The 19,118-nt window shown below is 41.3% G+C and carries 2 protein-coding genes and 1 pseudogene; 1 reads left to right on the top strand and 2 read right to left on the bottom strand.

Annotation, left to right across the window (positions count from 1 at the left end; all coding sequences use genetic code 11):
* Nucleotides 1–124: 124 nt before the first annotated feature.
* A complete protein-coding gene (locus V7K27_RS00545; RefSeq protein WP_334943288.1) occupies nucleotides 125–17,119 on the bottom strand; it encodes a LamG-like jellyroll fold domain-containing protein in 16,995 nt (5,664 codons plus the stop codon).
* 746 nt (nucleotides 17,120–17,865) lie between these two features.
* Between V7K27_RS00545 and V7K27_RS00550 the strand changes: the two are divergent.
* Nucleotides 17,866–18,109 (top strand): annotated as a pseudogene (locus tag V7K27_RS00550) (IS701 family transposase); the annotation flags it as partial.
* Between the two features lie 174 nt (nucleotides 18,110–18,283).
* Here the strand turns inward: V7K27_RS00550 and V7K27_RS00555 are convergent.
* Nucleotides 18,284–18,571, bottom strand: a complete 288-nt coding sequence (locus V7K27_RS00555) for a hypothetical protein (protein ID WP_334943290.1) — start codon at nucleotides 18,569–18,571, stop codon at nucleotides 18,284–18,286.
* Nucleotides 18,572–19,118: the final 547 nt, after the last annotated feature.

The raw sequence follows: 19,118 nt of genomic DNA on the forward strand, positions 1-19,118 counted from the left end.
CCCGAGTGGCGCTGCGCTTACGGGATCAACTCAATCCACCGTCCAAAGCAGGGGAGCTCTTAGCAGGGAGCAGGGGGAAAAACTCTTGATATACTTGTTATACTGTACCTCATTTACCTGCAATCTACTGTAATGTAACTCCTACAATCACATCGTTGAAATCTTCGTCCCCACCATTTGCTAAATCCTCAAAGCCAAAGACGTTATTCCCTAACAAGCGAATGTGATCGACTTTATCAGTATTAGCTCCTAAGAATGGGAAGTAAACTGCTGGATTGTTATTGGGATTGCTATCAAGTAAAGCATCAGGGCTACCATTAGCAATAATAAATGGTGCAAAGATGGAACCAGGTTGGAAAGTTCCTGTATAAGTTGCCGTACCTTGGTTGTTAACTGTCAGATCAATTCCGGCAACACGCCCACGAATTGCGGCTTCAGTATAACCTGCCTGTCCGGTGAGAATATCGGCTTTACCATCTCCGTTAGTATCAATCCCACCATTTTCATCAGTCACTTGATAGAAGCCGATGAAATTATTGAAAGCCGCTTCTCTGTTGACCACAAAATTAGCTTTTACCTGACTTGTCACACCGCGCAAATCAATCACTTCTCCTTGGGGTTTTCCTTGCAGACTTGTACCCAGAGGTAGTGGGTCATTTGTGGGCTGAATCTTTACCACCATATCCTTGAAGTCAGCAGTGCTATTACCAGAGCTATCCTTCCAAGCGAGGGAGAACTGATCAGCACCCAAATCTGTAATCTTTTGTGTTAAAGGATCAGAAAATAGGATCTCTGTGAGTGGAGTTACTCCAGCGCGTACAGCATCAATTGAGCTATTTTTGACCAAGTAAAACCTCAAGTTATCACTAGAGTTTAATTCCAGCAGATGTGACAGATTGTTGGCATTAAACCCATTGGGAGGATTGGCGATCGCAGATAAAATTACCTGACTGCGCTCTAAAGCTGCTTGGGTGTAACCTGCTGCTCCTGGTGCAATACCATTGATGTTACCTTGAGCATCGTCAACGGTAAACACTCCCAGTTCATTAACAAGATTAGAACTGCTTTCTGTGAGCGTGACTTTAAGTTTTGATTTGCCACTGTTATTAGAGATTTTGAAGATATCATCCGCAATTTTTGAAAGCTTGAAGCTCGGCGTGCCGTTATTGTGTTCGACAGCTAAGGCAAAGGTATCAGTGGCACTTACACCATTATTATCTTTAGCTCGTAACTCAATTGTTAAATTTCCGAAATCTGCGTTAGTTGGTGTACCTCTGAAGGTGCGCGTAACTGCATTAAATTTCAGCCAACTAGGTAGATTACTACCATCTTTTAGGGTAGCTGAGTAAGTAAGATTGTCACCTGCATCTACATCAATGAAGGTATTGGTATCAAAAGTAAAGCTGAAAACTGTGTCTTCTTTGGCTATTTGATCGGCGATCGCATTTTGTAGAGTCGGGGCATCATTTACGTTTTCTACCTTTAAGGCAAAATTAGCATTGACTGTTTTTGCTGATGTATCGGTTGCTATCAGTTTTATATTGAGAATACTGACATCAGCATTAGTTGGTGTACCGCTAAATGTGCGAGTATCTGGATTAAATTTCAGCCAGTTAGGTAGATTACTGCCATCTTTTAACGTGGCTGAGTAAGTAAGATTATCTCCTGGATCTACATCAATGAAGGTGTTGGCATCAAAAGTAAAGCTGAAAGCTGTATCTTGTTTTGCTATTTGAGCAGCGATCGGATTTTGTAGAGTAGGTACATCGTTGATAGGATTGACTGTAATCTCAAATTGAGTTTGACTCGCATCTGTGCCATCATTCACTATCAACGTAATTATGGCAGTTCCTGATAGATTCGCAGCGGGTGTGGCGAGTAAAGTGCGATCGCTACCTATGCCACTTAATATTAAATTATTATCAGGTAACAAAGTCTGATTTGAAGAAGTTACGGTAATTGTCAGATTAGCGATCGCAGTTTCAACATCCCCGATAGTAAAGGCGATCGCTGTTGCAGTATCTTCATTTGTAATCTGTGGGTCGATGGCAGTAATTGTCGGTGGATTTTGTACTGTAAGCGCAACCGTGAGCGTATCAACCTTAGCCCCTTCTGGATCGCTAACTTCTAAAGATAAGCTATCAGCAGCAAGGCGAGTCCCATTTTGGACATAGATCACTTTTTCATTGTCTATATCATCTTGAGTGAATGTATCCCCAACGTTAATATCTACGCCATTCAATTTGACCAGCCCAGACTGGGGTAACGCCTTGAGCGTAAACTTCAGGTTTCCATCGGGGCTTTCAGAGTCGGTAGCACGGAGGATATCGCGGCTAATAGTTTTAGTAGTGCCAACTTCTAGGACGAATCCTGTATTTTTGCTGACTACTGGCGCATCATTTATCCCTGTGACTTCAAAGGTAACGTTGTGAATTTCGTCTGAGAAGAATTTGCCATCGGTGACGCGGAAGCTAAAGCGATCGAAAGGCGTACCAAATAAATTCTCATAGGGCGTATAAGTGAGCAAACCTGCGGCAATGTCTTCTACTGAAACTTCAGTATTTCCCGTAATTTCCTGATTACCGAGTTTCAGTAACCCTAGTAGTGGTTCAGTTTCAATAATTATCGATTTTAGAGTGTCATCGGTATCGCCTTTGGTAAAGGGGAAGTCAGCAACAGCGAAGGTATAGTTCGTATCTTCGGTAATGGTGCGGCTGAAGTCGGCTGTATAGGGTGGAAAGACATTTTCAGCTTTGTAGGGACTGTTATTAAATTGCGTTGTCAACGCTCTTGTGGTAAAAGTGTTGTTAAATTCGTCAACGGTGATCTGTAACTCATTGCGACGAATTTGACCGAGCAGATCCTGTAACCCTTGAGCAACTGCTCCAAACTTGCCATTAATGCGGAATATCTGGTCGTAAATGTTGTAAGTTTTGCTAGGAAAACCATAGTCAACGGCTGTTTCGGTAAGAGCAGTAACTGCACCATCAACTGCTAATTTGGCAGCAAATTTGAGATTATCTGATAATTCTGGCGCGAGATCGTTGACAATATAGCCAATGCTGGTTAAATCAACGTCTTGATTTTGGATAAAGTGATCGGCAATCTTATCAATAATTTGATTGATCGGTTTACCCGTAAAAGCTGCAAGCTGCTCACTGATAAGTTGTACCTGCGCCCCAATCAGGTAGGTTTTCGATGCTTCATCAAGATTTTGGGGATATTCAAATTGTTCATACTCACCTGTATCAGGATTAATATCAAGAGCAGGTGGATGAAGTAGGGCAGATAAACTCAATTCAAATTCAGCACGATCATCTGTGATCAAAGTAGTGGTAGGGTCAAGCTCTTCTCGATCACCCTCATAGGCATACTGACTTCCATCAGGGTTAATGATGAAAACTGTTTCAGTACCATAAGCTTGGAGTTTTGGATATAAAGATAACCCTGAGATATGCCATTTGTGCAGGATCAAATCCTTCGCGGCTTGGGCGGGATCGTTACCATTGGAGTTGGCAGCGAGTTGACGACCAATGCGTTCCACTAAGCTGGTAAAAGGAGTAATGGTTGATGAACCCACAGGAGCAGTTAGAATCCCTTCAAAGGGCAATTCTGAACCCGAATCAATCCCCCCAATCATTGCTAATCGTCCCTCATTGAGGTTGATTATGCCATCTTGGTTGGTGTCGAATTGTGCGAACGTAGCATTGGGAATGACTAACTTAAACTGCCCGTTACGGTTCGTGACAGTGACAGGTTCTCCATCATCGGCAACACCGTTGAGGTTGGCATCTAGGAAGACCGTTCCGCCAGCAATAAAGCCATCTACTGCTTTGCCACTTAAATCGCTACTGAAACTATTACCCGATGCCCCAACATTAAACTCAGCTAGTTTAAATTTAGCAAAATTTGTCTCCCATACGGTCGATGATAAAGCTCCTATCCCCACCTCAACTTTTGCCCCTAAGAAAGCTTCAATTAACCCATTGAGATTAAACAGTTCTAAAGGCGTATCGAGACGAGAAATAATTTCTGAGCCGCGAATCTTGCCATCACTGGTGCCGTTTAGTTCGCCTTCATCCACCAGATCGAGGCTGATTTTTCCGCCAATTCCTCCTTCCACAGTCGCTGTAATAATCAAAGCAGTAGCAGCTAGTCCAGCTTTGATATTTCCGTTTACAAGCAATTCAGGCTTTTCTTTACCGTCTGCACCTAAATCGTCTACATAAAACCCATCGAAAACTTTGTAAATTTCGTCTAGGGCAAAGTCCTCATCTTCCCAAGCTTCCAATCCATGAGTATCGTAGCCAACGGAAAGATCGGTTTTGGCAGTAAAATTTCCCTCCACCACTGCGAGTAGAGGCAGGGGCGGGGCAATGAGAGTTGTTGATTTGATGTCGAAGGCAAACTCAAAATCAGGGATGTCGTACTTGACTAAATCCACATCTTTTTCACCCAAAAGCAACCGCAGAATTGTTACAGGATTACTCAGAATCGGAAACTGCAACCCTTCTAGTTTTTGAAGCTTGGAAAGGATACTAGATTGGGTGGTTTTACCTGCTTGAGCCGTTGGATTTGTGGTAGGTTGTTTTGTAGTGACTGTAGTCCCCGTGCCAGTGACAGTTGCAGCGCCAGTATCAGGAACTTTGATGGCTGCTGTAGCATCTTTTTGTTGGCTACTCGCTGCCTTGAAATCGCTGAGAGAGTGGCTACCCATATCTAGGATAATAGATTCATTTGTTGGTAATTTGTTTAATGAATCAACAATCTCGATGATTTGGGTGAGGGTATCGGCAAATTTAATTGCCTTGTCAATTTTCTCCTTAGTTTTAGGATCAGAACTCAGAGGAGCTAAAGTCTTGGCAATATCAAGCAGGGAAATTCCAGGTTTCCCATCGGCATTGAAAACACTATCCAGTTTGAGGTAAGAGAGTAATTTTGTATCGGCATTCAACAGTTCAACTATCGGTTTAATTGGATCGAGAATTTTATCTGTTGCCGCCATAATCGGTCTGATAAAATTAGTTAGGAAACTACCAAAGTCTAGTTCTACATTGTTGAAGTCAACAGATAGCCCCTGTTTCTGCGCTTGTTCTTGATTGCCATAGTTGTATAGTGGCAGATTGAGTGATAGATCAAAGGCAATAGAGGGGAATGCAGGATTACCCTCGATACTGGTTTTAGTGTTGAGTCCTAAATTGGCATTCCCCGCAAATTCGTATTTAATCAGGTCATTGAAGCTGAGACTGGGGTCATTTTTGAAGTTTTTCAGTTCTGCAATCGTCAGGCGATCGCCATCATCACGCAACTTGACAATTGACCCAGTTGCGGGTTCAAGTGCCTCTACTAAGAATTCATTACTAACATCTGCAAAGGGTTCGATGGGAGCGCCCTGTTTATTCAGGATGAATTGCCCATTAAAATCCTGTTTATTTAGAGTCAATTGCCCATTAAAATTTTGTTGATTCAGGGTTAATTCCCCATTAAAATCTAGATCAACAAAGCGTTTGCTATCTTGTACCCACAATTTAGGCTCAAATTTATAAATGTCTGGGTTTCCTGCAATGCCAATATCGAGCTTTTTATCCCCATCTACATCCAAGAAAGTAATGCTAGTGTCGATGTCGGAAATGCGGAAAATATCTTTTAAGGTAATCTTTACTAAAGGATCGCTCGCCTTAATTCCGGCTCGCTTGGCGATTTCATCGGGTAAATCAACCTTCGTATTGATTAAGGTGTCATTTGCTTCTACATAAACCCCATCATTATTTTGATCGATGTAACGATCCACACCAGTACCGAGAATCTTTAAGGTGATGAGTGCATTTTTCCTATCTTCAGGTTTTAGCGGATCGACAATGGTAACAGTTTCATCACTACCAGGAATCTCTAAGGTGTCAAAACTAGAGGTGGACTGAGGTTCATATTTATCCAGAATTCCATTGCGATTGATATCTAGAAAATAAGTTTGCTGACCATTATTTTGAGCAGTGAGGATTTTGACATCCCAAGTGTCCGGGGCATAAATGCCATCTTGATCGACATCGATATAAGTGCCATCTTCACTCTTGGCTTCATCATCTATTTCTAAGGGATTAAACTCAGAATAGATATACTTTTCGGCGCTATCGTATTGCTTATTATTGTTAGTGTCTCTGAAGGCAATACTGACATCATTAATAAATTTCCCTTCTCCAATTTCATTGATGTCTGCATTCAGTTTCAGGTCATTGTTTTTATCCCATGCCTTATTGACTTTTTCCCCGACATCTAGGATGTTGTTATTGTTAAAGTCGATGTAAGATTCGGGAACTGCCACTGTGCCGATCGCAGCCATTGGCGCAGTCTTTTTCAACAAAAACTCGGTATTAAAAAGACTCGCATTTATAGTAGATGGTTCGAGAGCCTTGCCTGTAGCATCTTTATCTAATTTGCCATTGCGGTTGACATCAAAGTAATAGGTATTTGCCCCAGTTGTTGCATTGGTGGCAGTACGATAGATTCCTTCTTGTTTCTGGTATTTGGCTTGATTGAACTTACCATCTTTATTGACATCAAGTGGATCGTTAGCAAGGGGTTTCAGTTCGGTATAAGTTCCCGCAGCACTAATCTGGGTAAAAGGTTCTTTGAGATTTTGTTCGGTGGTTTCAATCGTGCCATTCTTATTCAAATCAAAGGAGAAGGGGGCAGTATCAAGTATGCCATTGCCATTAACATCAAAGAATCGAATTCCTGGATGATTATCTAAATCTTTGAGTTTGGCATCAACTGTGAAAGAGAGTTTAGAAAGATTGTTTGGATCGTTGTTAAAGTCTAGACGGAGAAAACTGAGGTTTCCTTGTCCAGTGAAGTCTTGAGATAAGCCAACATCAATCCCGGCATGAAAACCTGTTTTTTTGGTATCAATAAAGAAGCCGAAGTCTTTGCTTAAACCAAAACCGAGCGATAAGTTATAGTCAAAAGTCGAAACTAATTCCCCTTTGGTGGTCAGACTAATACCTAAAGCCGGAAGTCCTAAATTATTGCCATCCAGAGAGAGTTTGAAGAGATCGTAAGTTTTACTTAAGTCCAGATCGACTGTGACTTCATCCTCATTTACCTCTACCTCCACATCAAAAGATTTTGCCCCAAGTGTGCCGAGAATGCCTTCGATAATCTCTTTAAGTCTAATTGCCGTGAGGTTTTCTTCTTTAGCGATCGCACTGGTAAGTTTTCCAGAGAATTCACCTATCAAATCGGGGGCAATATCATCTAATCCGCCTAAAATCGGCACTGTGAGACTACCAAGACTCTCTTGCAGCAAGCCTAAGCCTTCTTTGAGGGTAGAAGAGGTTTCTTGAGGCGAGAGAATCCGATCAACAACAAAAACAGTTTGTTGGGGAACAAAGAAGTTGTTATAACCGCTATCGACGCTAGTAACTTGATAGTCAATATTACTGACATGATAGAGATTTGGTTCTGAGAAGTTATCGTCACTACCTTTAACGGCAATGGGTTGGAGTTTGTACCAATCTTCAGGTTTAAAGGTTAGTTCAGTGGTTTGTTTGTTAATTTCAATCTGGCTATGAGTGATGCCCAAATTGAGGGGGGTATTGGTGACAACATTCCCTGTGACATCCACTTTAATTTGATAGTCATCACTGCTGTTTTTATCGAGGTTAGCCAGAGTGACATTTTGGGCAGTATTCCAATCTGTAGTCGTAAAGGTAAGGCTTTTTGTGGTGGTGGGTTTCCCTGTGGTTTCAAAACCATCCGCCAAAGTAACAGTGACGTTATCTAATGGTTTGTTGTTGAGTTTAACGGCAAAATTATTGTTACCTTGTTCTGTAGGAGTCGCAGTCAGAAGCTTAATATCTAGAACTTCACTGGAGGCGATCGCATATTTATCGCCACTATTATCACTGATGTCGAATTTGACGGTTTGTTTAGGATCGAACTTCAGTTGGGCATTAATTTGATAGTTACCAATGCTGTTGCGATCTAAATAGGACACCACCACGCTTTGTTGTGGTTGATTCCAGTTATCTGGGGTAAAAGTTAGTGTAACGGGAGTGGTAGCTTGGCTGGCGGTTTCAAAACCATCAGTTAGGGTGACAGTGACGATTTCAAAGGGTTGTTTTTTTAGCTGCACATCGAAGGTAAGTGCATCGCCTTTGTTAGTGGGGACTAAACCATTGAGTTTGACATCAAGAAAGTCACTGCTGAAACTATTGAGTGTGTAAACTTCCTTTTTAACCTTAACTGTAGTTGGGTTAACAGGATTAACAAACTCAACTTCTGCACCCGGAGTTAAGCGGATTTTGACATCTTGGGTGGGTTCACTTAGCAGGGAAACTTCAAATTGTGCGGCTTCACTTTCTCCAGCAACGGTAGTATATCCTACTTCTACTACTCGTACACCAGGAACATCATCATCTGCGATCGCTATGTTCGCAATTTTGTTATTGTTATCAAGAGTATAGCCATCGCCTGCCAGCAATTCCACCGTTACGGTTTCTTCTGCAACTTTAGCCAGAGAGTTAACCTGCACTGAATTGACATCAAAGGTATTGAGATTAACCAAGACAGTAGTGCGGTAAATATTGCTACCTGTGCTGATCGGATTTAGCGTAACGGAACTGATAACTTCCCCAATTACACCTTTAGCGAACTTTAATTTCGCGCCTTGATTGAGAATTGCCGATGCTGCTAGGGTTGTCTCAACCGTCAAAGTCATCTGAGTTTGGTTATTGCTGGCTGCGCCTACAGTTCTGCCCGTAACTTTGAGATTAAGTCCTTCCGCTAACTTGTCATCAATAGGAACAATCAGCAGGTTATTTTGAATATTTCCGGGGGCAATCAGTACAGTGCCAGTGGGTGAAATCAGTTGATAATCATTGCCATTACTAGCAGTTCCCCCCACCAAACGATAGTTAACTGCAATCCCATTTTGACTGAGGGAATTGCGCGGGGCAGGATTACTTAGAGAAACGCTAAAGTAACTGGGTTGTCCGAATAGTTCAGAAGCTGAGGGGCCGGCAATAATTTTAGCTGTTGGTAAGTCGTTATCTACGATATAAACATCTTTGGTCAGACCAGTGAAATTGTTGTATTTCGAGTCTTCATTGGTCAATGTGAGCGTGTAATTGGGATTAGTTGTCCCATTAAATCCATAAACTTGGATGTAATATTTACCTGGGGCTAAACCATTAAAATCAAGTTTCTCGCTATTGTTTGTATCGGAAGATGATTTGCTAATATAGTTGGTGAGATCGGAAGCTTTGTAGAGCTTCATATCAAGATCGCCCACGGCATTATTAAAGTTTATCTGGACATAATCAGCAACAGTTCCTGTGTCGGGAAGAGTGAATTGATACCAATCTTGATCCTTTGATGTGCCGATCGCTAAATCGCGTAAGGTTAGGGTTTCCTTGAGAGTTCCTAAATCTGTCGCTTGACTGGAAATGCCATTGGTAGCATCGTCGAGTTCTCCATAAAGAACCTTGCCACTTTCTGTTGTGATTTTAATCTGACTGCTGTGGAAATATTCAACCACCGCATCATCAACCGCCAACACTTGCACCGATTGTTCTAGATTCCAGGTTTTCGCATTAAAGGTGAGGGTGATTGGCTTACCCGCACTTTTTTGATTGAATTGGATTTGATCGTCACTGGGGGTTAATGTTACCCGCACTTCTCCTGTGGGTTGACTCTTGAGGCGAACACCATAAATATTAGTGCGTCCTTCGCTGGTTTGTCCAGGTTCGGTGATTACCAGTCCAAAGTTGTCATCGTCTGTATTCGTTAAGAACAGCGATTCAACTTTTAAGCCATCATATTTGGCATCTTGGCTGTTAATTGTGGAGATAATTTTATAGTCAATATTATCATCATCAATTGCATCATTTTGTCCCACCACAGTAAAAGCTTGAGGCTTATTCCAGTTGTCGGGAGTAAATTCTAAATTTAGAACGCTGACTGATGATAAATCGCTAGACTGACTCTTTAGTTGTCCTTCACTGCTATCAGTTGTACCGAGGGAGACTTTAACTGTTTTTGTGGGTTGACTATTGAGTTGGATCGAATAGTTGAGGAATGAACCGCCTTCAGATGTAGTTGAACTACTAGGCTTAGTAATGGTGATTCCTACAGTATCACTATCATCCTGTAGGGTAACAATAGCAGTGGATTTGGTGGCATCAATGCGATAACCATCTCCAGCCCGCAGGTTGACTTGAATTGTTTCATCATCTTCGTCTATATTGTCTGGCAGAGTTTGTAGCGTAATAGTGGCTTTAGTTTCTCCAGGGGCAATTTTGACGGCTTGCACCTGTTGATAATATTTGAGGGTGCCATCTGCACCACCGATAACGAGATCTTGGTCAATATCCCCATCCAGATTGACTAAGATTGGGGCGGGGATGCTATTGCTCTTTACAGCAATATCTTTGAAGGGGTTAGCATCACCGGAAAGTGTTTGGTATCTTCCGCCATTCTTAAGGGAGGTTTGGATCTTGCCATCAAAACGGCCAGAATGATAATCCAAAGATCCAGAAAGCAGATCGAGATCCCCATCAAAATCGAGATCGGAGAGAGTCGTCACCCCTATAGTTGGCAACTGGTAAGTATAATAAGAATTATTTAAAGTAAAATTAGGAGAGGTTTTTGATCCGTAATTGAAGTATAATTGAGTCCTATTTACCTCGCTTGCCAAGTAAGTATAGGTATTGGTAGTTCCGAGAATCGCGTCTTGGGTTCCATTTCCATCAATATCCCCAAAAGTGGGATAAACGGAGAAATAAATGGCTGTTCTAAACTCCTCTAAGGGATTACCGCCACCCGTTAGCTGTTGAAACTGGGGACTGGTGACTGTGCCGAAGTTTTTGTAGTAGGAGACTGTACCAACTCCCGTGCCAACAAAAACGTCTAAGTCTCCATCTCCATCAATATCCACAAAAGCTGGAGCCGCATTCGAGCCGACATCAACATTATTTAACGGATTATTAACTTCTGTTTGTTCACTGTAGAGGGGATTACTTACACTTCCTTGGTTTTTGTAGAATTTGATCAGCCCTTTTCCTGTGCCAACAAACAGATCCAAATCTCCATCTTGGTCAATGTCTGCAAAGGTAGGACGGCTATTCTCGCCCACATTAATGCCATTAAAGGGATTATTTGTTCCCGTTTTTTCGATGAAAATATTTTGTAGGGTGTTGATGTCCTGAGCATAGATGGCACTTCCTCCAGCTAAATCAAAGCTGACTAAAGCCCCATTATTTCCGGCGGGTTTATCTAGGTTAATTTCAATTTGTGGTGCGATCGCGCTGCCTGTTAACTTATCTACTTCAATCGCGGTGGCATTGAGGACTTTAATCGTAGCTAAGGGGAGAGTTGTATTAACTTGATTGGGATCTCCACCTAATGCAGTGTTGACTTCTTCGGCAGTCTTAAGAATTTGTTTTTCATTATCAAGATTGGTAATCTGAATGGGAATCTTTTTGTTTTGATATTGTTTATCATCGCTGCTGGTCGTCCCAATCACCAAATAAGTAATATCGCCATCTTTTTCAACATCATCTACCCCTGTTACGGTGACGGTTTGATACTGATGCCAATTTGCAGGGGTGAAGATAACAGAGGATTTAGATAACGTTCCTTCGGTAGCATCAAGTCCAGAAAAGGCAATGGTAACATTATCAGATGGCTTGCTAGAGAGGCGCAGTCCAAAAGCAGATTCAGTAAATGTCCCTACTTGTCCTTGGATATAGGTATAGGTAACTGGATTTGCAGTAGTTTGATAAGCGCCATTATTTTTGTTGAGCGAACTATCTTCGGTATTGTTATTAAACTGCCAATTACCAATCAATCCAGCTTCATTGCCTTGCAATTGGGTTGTCAAACCATTTTTGATGTCTGCTTCACTCAGAACCTTATTCCAAATCCGCACATCGTCGATCGCACCGATAAAGTTAGAGCCGCCGTTCGCACTACCAATTGCTAAAGATTGAGTGTTAAAGACATGAGTTAGGGTAGAGTTAAAAAACCCAACCGACACCCCATTTACATAAGCGCGATAGGTGCTGCCATCAAAAGTATAGGCAATATGATTCCACTCATTTTGTTTGATGACATTAGCTGTTGAGACCTTTATATCTCCAGTGGTAAACCACAGGGTATTGCCTGCCACCCGAAGTCCAGGATACTCCTTATCGTTCACCAAACTGCCAAAAACACTACGCTCAATCGTGTCATTGGTGGTAGGTTTAATCCAAGCACTTAAGGTAAATTTCTTAGTTTGACTGAGACTGAGACTAGAACTTGCAGGCAACTTGACATAATTTGTGCTATCAAATTGAATGGCAGTCGTCAGCCGTTTTTCTTCGGTAATTAAGGGGCTAAAAGTCCCAGAAAACGTTGTATTTTGAGCTTGGGTGGTGCTATTGGTGATAACCTGAATATTGGAGAGTTGCACCCCAGCGACATCACTATCAACTAAAGTCAGGGTGGCATTACCAACGCCACTTTTTATGTTGTAGCCTGTGCTGCTTTGGAGAGTAATGCTAACAGTTTCATTGCCTTCGACTTTGGAATCAATAATAGGTGCGATCGCAATGGTAGCTTCTATTTCTCCAGGGGCGATGGTAATCGAACCTACTTGAGTATTAATATAGCTAACTGGATTCGCAGTAGTTTGATAACTCCCATTATTTTTGTTAAGCGAACTATCTTCGGTATTATTATTAAACTGCCAATTACCAACTAATCCAACCTCATTGCCTTGCAATTCGGTTGTCAAACCATTTTTGATTTCTGCTTCACTTAGAACCTTATTCCAAATCTGCACATCGTCGATCGCACCGATAAAGTTAGAGCCGCCGTTCGCACTACCAATTGCTAAAGATTGAGTGTTAAAGACATGAGTTTGGGTAGATTTGAGTAACCCAACAAACGCCCCGTTCACATAAGCGCGATAGGTGCTGCCATCAAAAGTATAGGCAATATGATTCCACTCATTTTGTTTGATGACATTAGCTGTTGAAGCCTTTATATCTCCAGTGGTAAACCACAGAATATTGCCTGCTACCCGAAGTGCCGGATACTCGTTCCCGTTAGTCAAACTGCCAAAAACACTGCGCTCAGTCGTGTCATTGCTGGTAGGTTTAATCCAAGCACTTAAGGTAAATTTTTTGGTTTGACTGAGACTGAGACTAGAACTTGCAGGCAACTTGACATAATTTGTGCCGTCAAATTGAATAGCTTTAGATCCTCCTGCGATCGCTGTGATCGCATGGCCAGCGATCGCATAGTCAGTATTGAGGGTAGCAGTTCCTGAAACGGCGTAATTTACGGTTAACCCTGCTGCTGGTGCAGGATTTTTGAGGCGAATCGTAAATTGTCCACCTTCGGCATCAGTTTCATTGGCATTCCCACCCCTAATAATGCTGATTTCAGGGGTGATGGCTACGGCATCGGTTAAACTGCCTTCTGTTACCCGAACTTTGTCTGATGGGTTAGTAGTTAGGGGAACGGTTAGAAGAGGTACATTTTGACGGAGGGTATTGTTGTCGTTGATCTTGAGTTGTGTCTGAGCAGTTGGAATATTTGGTAAAGTTACAGTCTGAGGAATATTCCAATTTTCAGGATAGAATACAACAGATGCCTCATATAGTTGTCCTAAATTAGGATTAGGATTAATATAAATATTAGTGGAAAAGTTAGGTTGACTGGCAAGCTTAATGTTAAAGGTAGTGCTACCATTCTTCACCGAGAGAGGATTACTAGCATTGACAACCTCATTAAATTCATTGAGGATGACGACACCATATTGGAATGCTTGGTTATCTTGAATGGTTAAAGTACGGGAACTATTATTAGGATCGATCCCATAGTTAGAAGCGTTTTGATCATAGGTTCTAGTTTCGCGGTCAAAATCATAACCCATTAGTGTGACTTGAATTGTCTCATCAGATTCAGAAATGCCATCGGGTAAAGCCGTGAAGTAAATTCTGCCGCTTCTTTCGCCTTGAGGAACAACAATGCCCTTAAGTTGGCTATTAGGATCACTGGATACTTTGCGAATCTGAGAACTCCAATAATCTTGTCCACTTGTAGCAGTTCCTCCCAAGCTATATGCAATCCACAAACCTTGGGGAGCAGTGACATCTTTATCCAAAGTTACATCTACATAACCAATCTGGGTGGCAGGATTTTTGATGTAGTTAAGTGTGTAACTAGCAATGCCATGATTTTGGTTAGCGGTTTTATCTTGAGTATTATTGTTAAACTGCCAATAACCAATTAATCCCTTTTCATTGCCTTGCAAGTCGGTGATTAAGTTTTGGTTAATCTGAGCAGAGGTGCGGGCAACATTCCAGAGACGAACTTCATCTATTGCCCCAATAAAGGTATTTGTGCCAACTTTGCCAATATCAAAACTGGAAGCATTGGTGGGAATTTTCCCTTGAAATTGAGTAGTTGAAGATACCTTTAAGCCATTGACATAAAGGCTGTATTCTGTGCCATCAAAGGTAGTGGCAACATGATTCCAATTATTTTTGGTGAGGAGGTTGTCAACTTGGAAGGAATTCCAATTTGTGCCATCACCAAAACCGACTTCAATTCCGGTTTGATTAATTACAGAGATTCCGGCATAACTGGTAGCAGTCGTGCCGTTACCTAAAATTCCATGACGGTTATTATCGGTAAAGTTGGCAAAAATCCAAGCTTCTTGGGTAAATTGTCCCGTTTTGCTGAGGTCTAAGCTGGGTTTGCTGGCAACATTAACCGAGTTTGTCCCCTTTAATTCTAAAGCCTGTTCTAACCCAATAATTGTACTGCCATAACCAAATCCTTCTTGAGGATGAACAACATTACCCAGAGAAACAATAGGTTCATTGTCCTTAATGGTTATTGTCGCACTATTTAGTGTAGGGTGAATGCCGTAATATTGATTTAAGCCTGTTGCGTGATTCACAAGGGAGAGCGTAACAGTTTCATCGGGGTCATAAATATCATCATCAATGGGTTCCACGCCAATGAAAATTGAGTTTTTATTACCGGCAGGAACATCGATCTTGAGATTTGAAGGATCAGAATCGGGATTTTGAATTAGATACTTCCTATTTTGATAGCCTTCAGCCTGCAAGTAATAGTATATTTTGTAATCCGACCCTTTTTTTGTGGCGACAAAGGAACCCGCAATTGCTGGCTTATATGGGCTTCCAAGGAATAGTTGGAGATCAAACTGTTGAGGAGTAGCTCGACTAAAATTAACCTGAAATAATCCATCTCCAGATCCGCTAAATGGTGCGCCTTCTTGGGTCTGTGAACGATAATTTTGTAGACTTATCTGAGGTTCATTATCGAATAATGAATAGTCCACCAGGTCATAATTTACTCTATATTCAGGGCTATATACTCCCACGATCCGAAAATATTCCGTTTGCCCCTCATAAAGTTTATCATCATTGATAATTGGCAGCGTAAATTCCTGTGAGTATACCCCACTAGGAAAAACGACACTTGAGGATATAGTAGTAAAGTCTTGCGAATCTGCTCTCGGGTAAGATGCAGAATCTAAGTCTATTTTATAGTAAAATGTTATATCTCTGTTAGTGCGAACAGGATTAGTATTTGTGAGTATAAATTTAGGACTACTACCTCCTTCTTGTGTCGTTCCCGAAGATTGACGTAGTTCGAAAATGGGTTCATTATCTTGGATGGTTACAGTAGTAGAGCTTGTATTAATGCTATAAGTATTAGATGATTGAGGATCAGGTACTAAAGTTAATCTGAATTGTTCTCCATTTTCTCCCCCAATCCGATCATCAACAATATTGATCCTTACTGTGGCGCTATTACCAGAAAGCTTGGCGTAGTATAGAGGCTGGGGCTGGGGAATGCTAACATCGCTAGAATCTGCTCCAGAGATAGTTTCGATTTTATAAAAAACTTTTACTTCTCCTGAAACATCACGATCAGATGTAATGGTAAAGTTTACTGTCTCGCCTTCTTTGACTGTTGTTGAGGAAGCATTCACCCAAATTTGGTAGGGATTGGGTACAAATTTATAATAATTATTAGACGACTTTTTAAAAATCTCCTCTCCAGTAGATTTTAGGGTGTAGCCGAAAATAGAATAATTAACTTCAGAGTCGTTAACAGCTAAATATTGTTCCTTCTGAGGAGGAACAATATTCGGAACAATAAATTTGTCAGCAGGAATTACTTGTTTAGAAATACTAGGTCCAGACCAAGAAAGAATTGCTCGCCAATCACCCACATCATTCTGAAACTTCATCTCAATGGGATACCATTGCCCTCCGGTTAAAGAGATATTACCGGAGTATTCATCAGTAGCATTGTTCCATTGGTTAATAATTTTTTGTCCATTTACATATAAAACTACACCGTCATCAATATCTGCAAAGAAAGTGTAAGTTCCAGCATTAGGTGCATAAACATAACCAGTCCACTTGATCCCTCTATCGTCATTTCCACCTAAAAAAGCAATATTATCGTTGCTCTGACTATAATTGATATTGTCAACAATATTCGTGCCTTTGTAATCAGAAAGAGAACCTTCTACATCTTTGTCCTTATCATTGTAATACTCGGCTTTTAAAGCCAAGACATTTGTATAACTCTGCTGATCTGCATCAGAAATCGCCAAACTCGATTCAATACTCCCCGTCTGAACCTCTAAATCCCAGTCTCCCCCTAATTTGGCATTCCCCGTAACATCGGTAGAAGCAGCAACATCAGCTCCAGTAACTTCACTGAGATCCCGAATAAAATCTTCGCCTACACCCGAACCAACACTACACCCAAACAGCAAAATATCAGCTTCTGCGGTCAAAGCTTTGCGCCATTGCTGCAATTGCTGACTATACTCCTGTAAATTGGCGCTGTTGAGCAGTGTTGTCCCCAATCGAATTTCTCCCTCACCACCGTGAGAGATAATCTGGATACTGGTAATGCCCTCTCGTCCTGTTAAAGCTTCGGTAATCTGGGTAATGCCGTCTCGACTGCCATTAAGGACAACCACTTCTATCCCCGAAGTGACGTTGTTTACCAAATCTTGGTAATTTTCAACTGTTGAGTCAACAAAAAGCACCTGTTTCGAGTTATTAATAGCCATTATGCATTGTCCTGTGATGGTTTAAGAGGCGACAAAATGGGATAGTGTCATGGAAGTTGCAACCAGGATAAAGTAAACTAAAAGAACTGATTTGTCAGCGTTTCAGCCTTTATGTTAGTTACTAGACTCGTCCGAAAATTTGCAACACGCTCTGAGTCTGGTTTTAGACCATGTTAGCTGTTAACCAGAACCAACGTAATAACCAGGGTTGTAGATAGTTACTCATAGCAACTATGTGTCTACTGATATTGATCGCTCTTCACCTTAAGAGAAGTTCCGAATTATGAGCGAGTAGGAAATTTTTGGCGCTTATTATTTACCATTTAATACCTTAGACTTCGCCCGAAATTTATAGCCCAGTCTATGTAACAAGGCGGGCGCATCATCTCAATAAAAGGATTTCATTCTCAATAAACTCTAAATCACAAAAACCATCAGAATTTTATTGGCTTAGTTTTTGCCATAACACAAAAACAAGCATCTATTATCTAGGTTTGCTCTATGCCAATACTCGTAAATTGGCGAAGGTATTGTTTCTTTAAACTTCTTTTCTCTAGTTTCGCTGAGTATGACTGCTAGCGCCTCAGTATTAACAATGATATTTACTTTAAAAAGATTGTGAGCAAAGAGTCCTTACCATTTGGGGAGTTTTGCATCGGAAAACGGGGTATACCCCTCTTCTGTCACTTTCCGGGTATTCTGAATAAAAGAATAAAAAAAGAAAATCCTGAAAGGTAAGTAGGGCAATGGATGTAGAATTACAAATCTTGAAACATTTGGCTGTCTTATGCTCACCCAACAGTTGCCAGCATAGATGAATATTGTGCAGAGTATAAAGACCTGTTTAAAGAAGTAAGAAATTATGAGTGCTTCAAATATTTACATCTGGGAATAATGTCACAAATTAAAAGAAAATCATTGCCAGAGATAGCGAAAGTCGTAAGTATAAACTCCGCACAGTCATTACATCATTTTCTAGCCAATTCAGATTGATCAGTAGATAAATTCAAACAACAACGCAGCAAATGATTGGCTCTACGCTCAAAGCTTTTGTCAATCGTTTTAGGCATTTTTTAAACCTCCGGTTAATACGGCTAACTGTTGCTTGAGAATATTTATCTGTTGTTGATAAAGCTCAATCTCTGCGTTGATTTCTGAGAATAATTACTGTGGGGAAAGCGGTTTAATTTGATTTTCCTGAAAGTGGAACAATTCATCAGAGTTTTTATTAGGCATCAGGGCATAGCGCCAGTCGAGTTCGGCTTGGGGTGTGGCTTCGTTGTCGGTGACTTTGTGAGTCTGGGTGGATTGGTGGCTGAGGATTACGTTAACCCAAGTCTCAGCCGCTCTTTTGTCTCCGGTGGGTGTTACGCCGAGTTCGGCAGCGATTCTTTTGAGGCGAGGGAGGTTATAGCGGCAAAGGGATTGCTGTGTGTAGGTTGGATGGGTCATAATGAAGGCTCCTAGTTTAGGGAACAAAAGGCGATCGCCCAATGTGAAATTGTTCGATCCCTTCCTTTGGTTACAAACGCAGATAGCTATACCTATCCACCACTTTTTTTAGCATAGCGATCGTTCTGTATTAAGTATTATTGCCGGACAGTTGTAGATTTTGGGGTGCTAAGAAACTGGAACCAGGAGGCGATCGCTTTTAAAGATGTTTCGTTTTGCGCGTTAGTTATTTTTCTCACCGGCTGTGTCATCCTGCACCTGTCCTTCCCGGACAGCTAGTACCGCAAGGCGGAATTCGTAATTCGTAATTCGTAATTCGTAATTCGTAATTCGTAATTAATTGTTTGCAAGGGTTTGAGACATTTCAAATGGGTGGCTTATTTACGCCGTGCTGTACTAGCTGGTTGAAGCCCGGCATTCTTAGAGCCTATGGCATATGAAGTGCATTTCACTAGACATCTCCAAAATAGTAACATTCTGTGGTAAAAGAATGTCATAGAGGTTTTTTGACACAGAATTATGAGCAATATACTGAACCACATTGAAG

The organism is Nostoc sp., assembly GCF_036919575.1.
In the GTDB taxonomy this organism is placed as follows: domain Bacteria; phylum Cyanobacteriota; class Cyanobacteriia; order Cyanobacteriales; family Nostocaceae; genus Nostoc.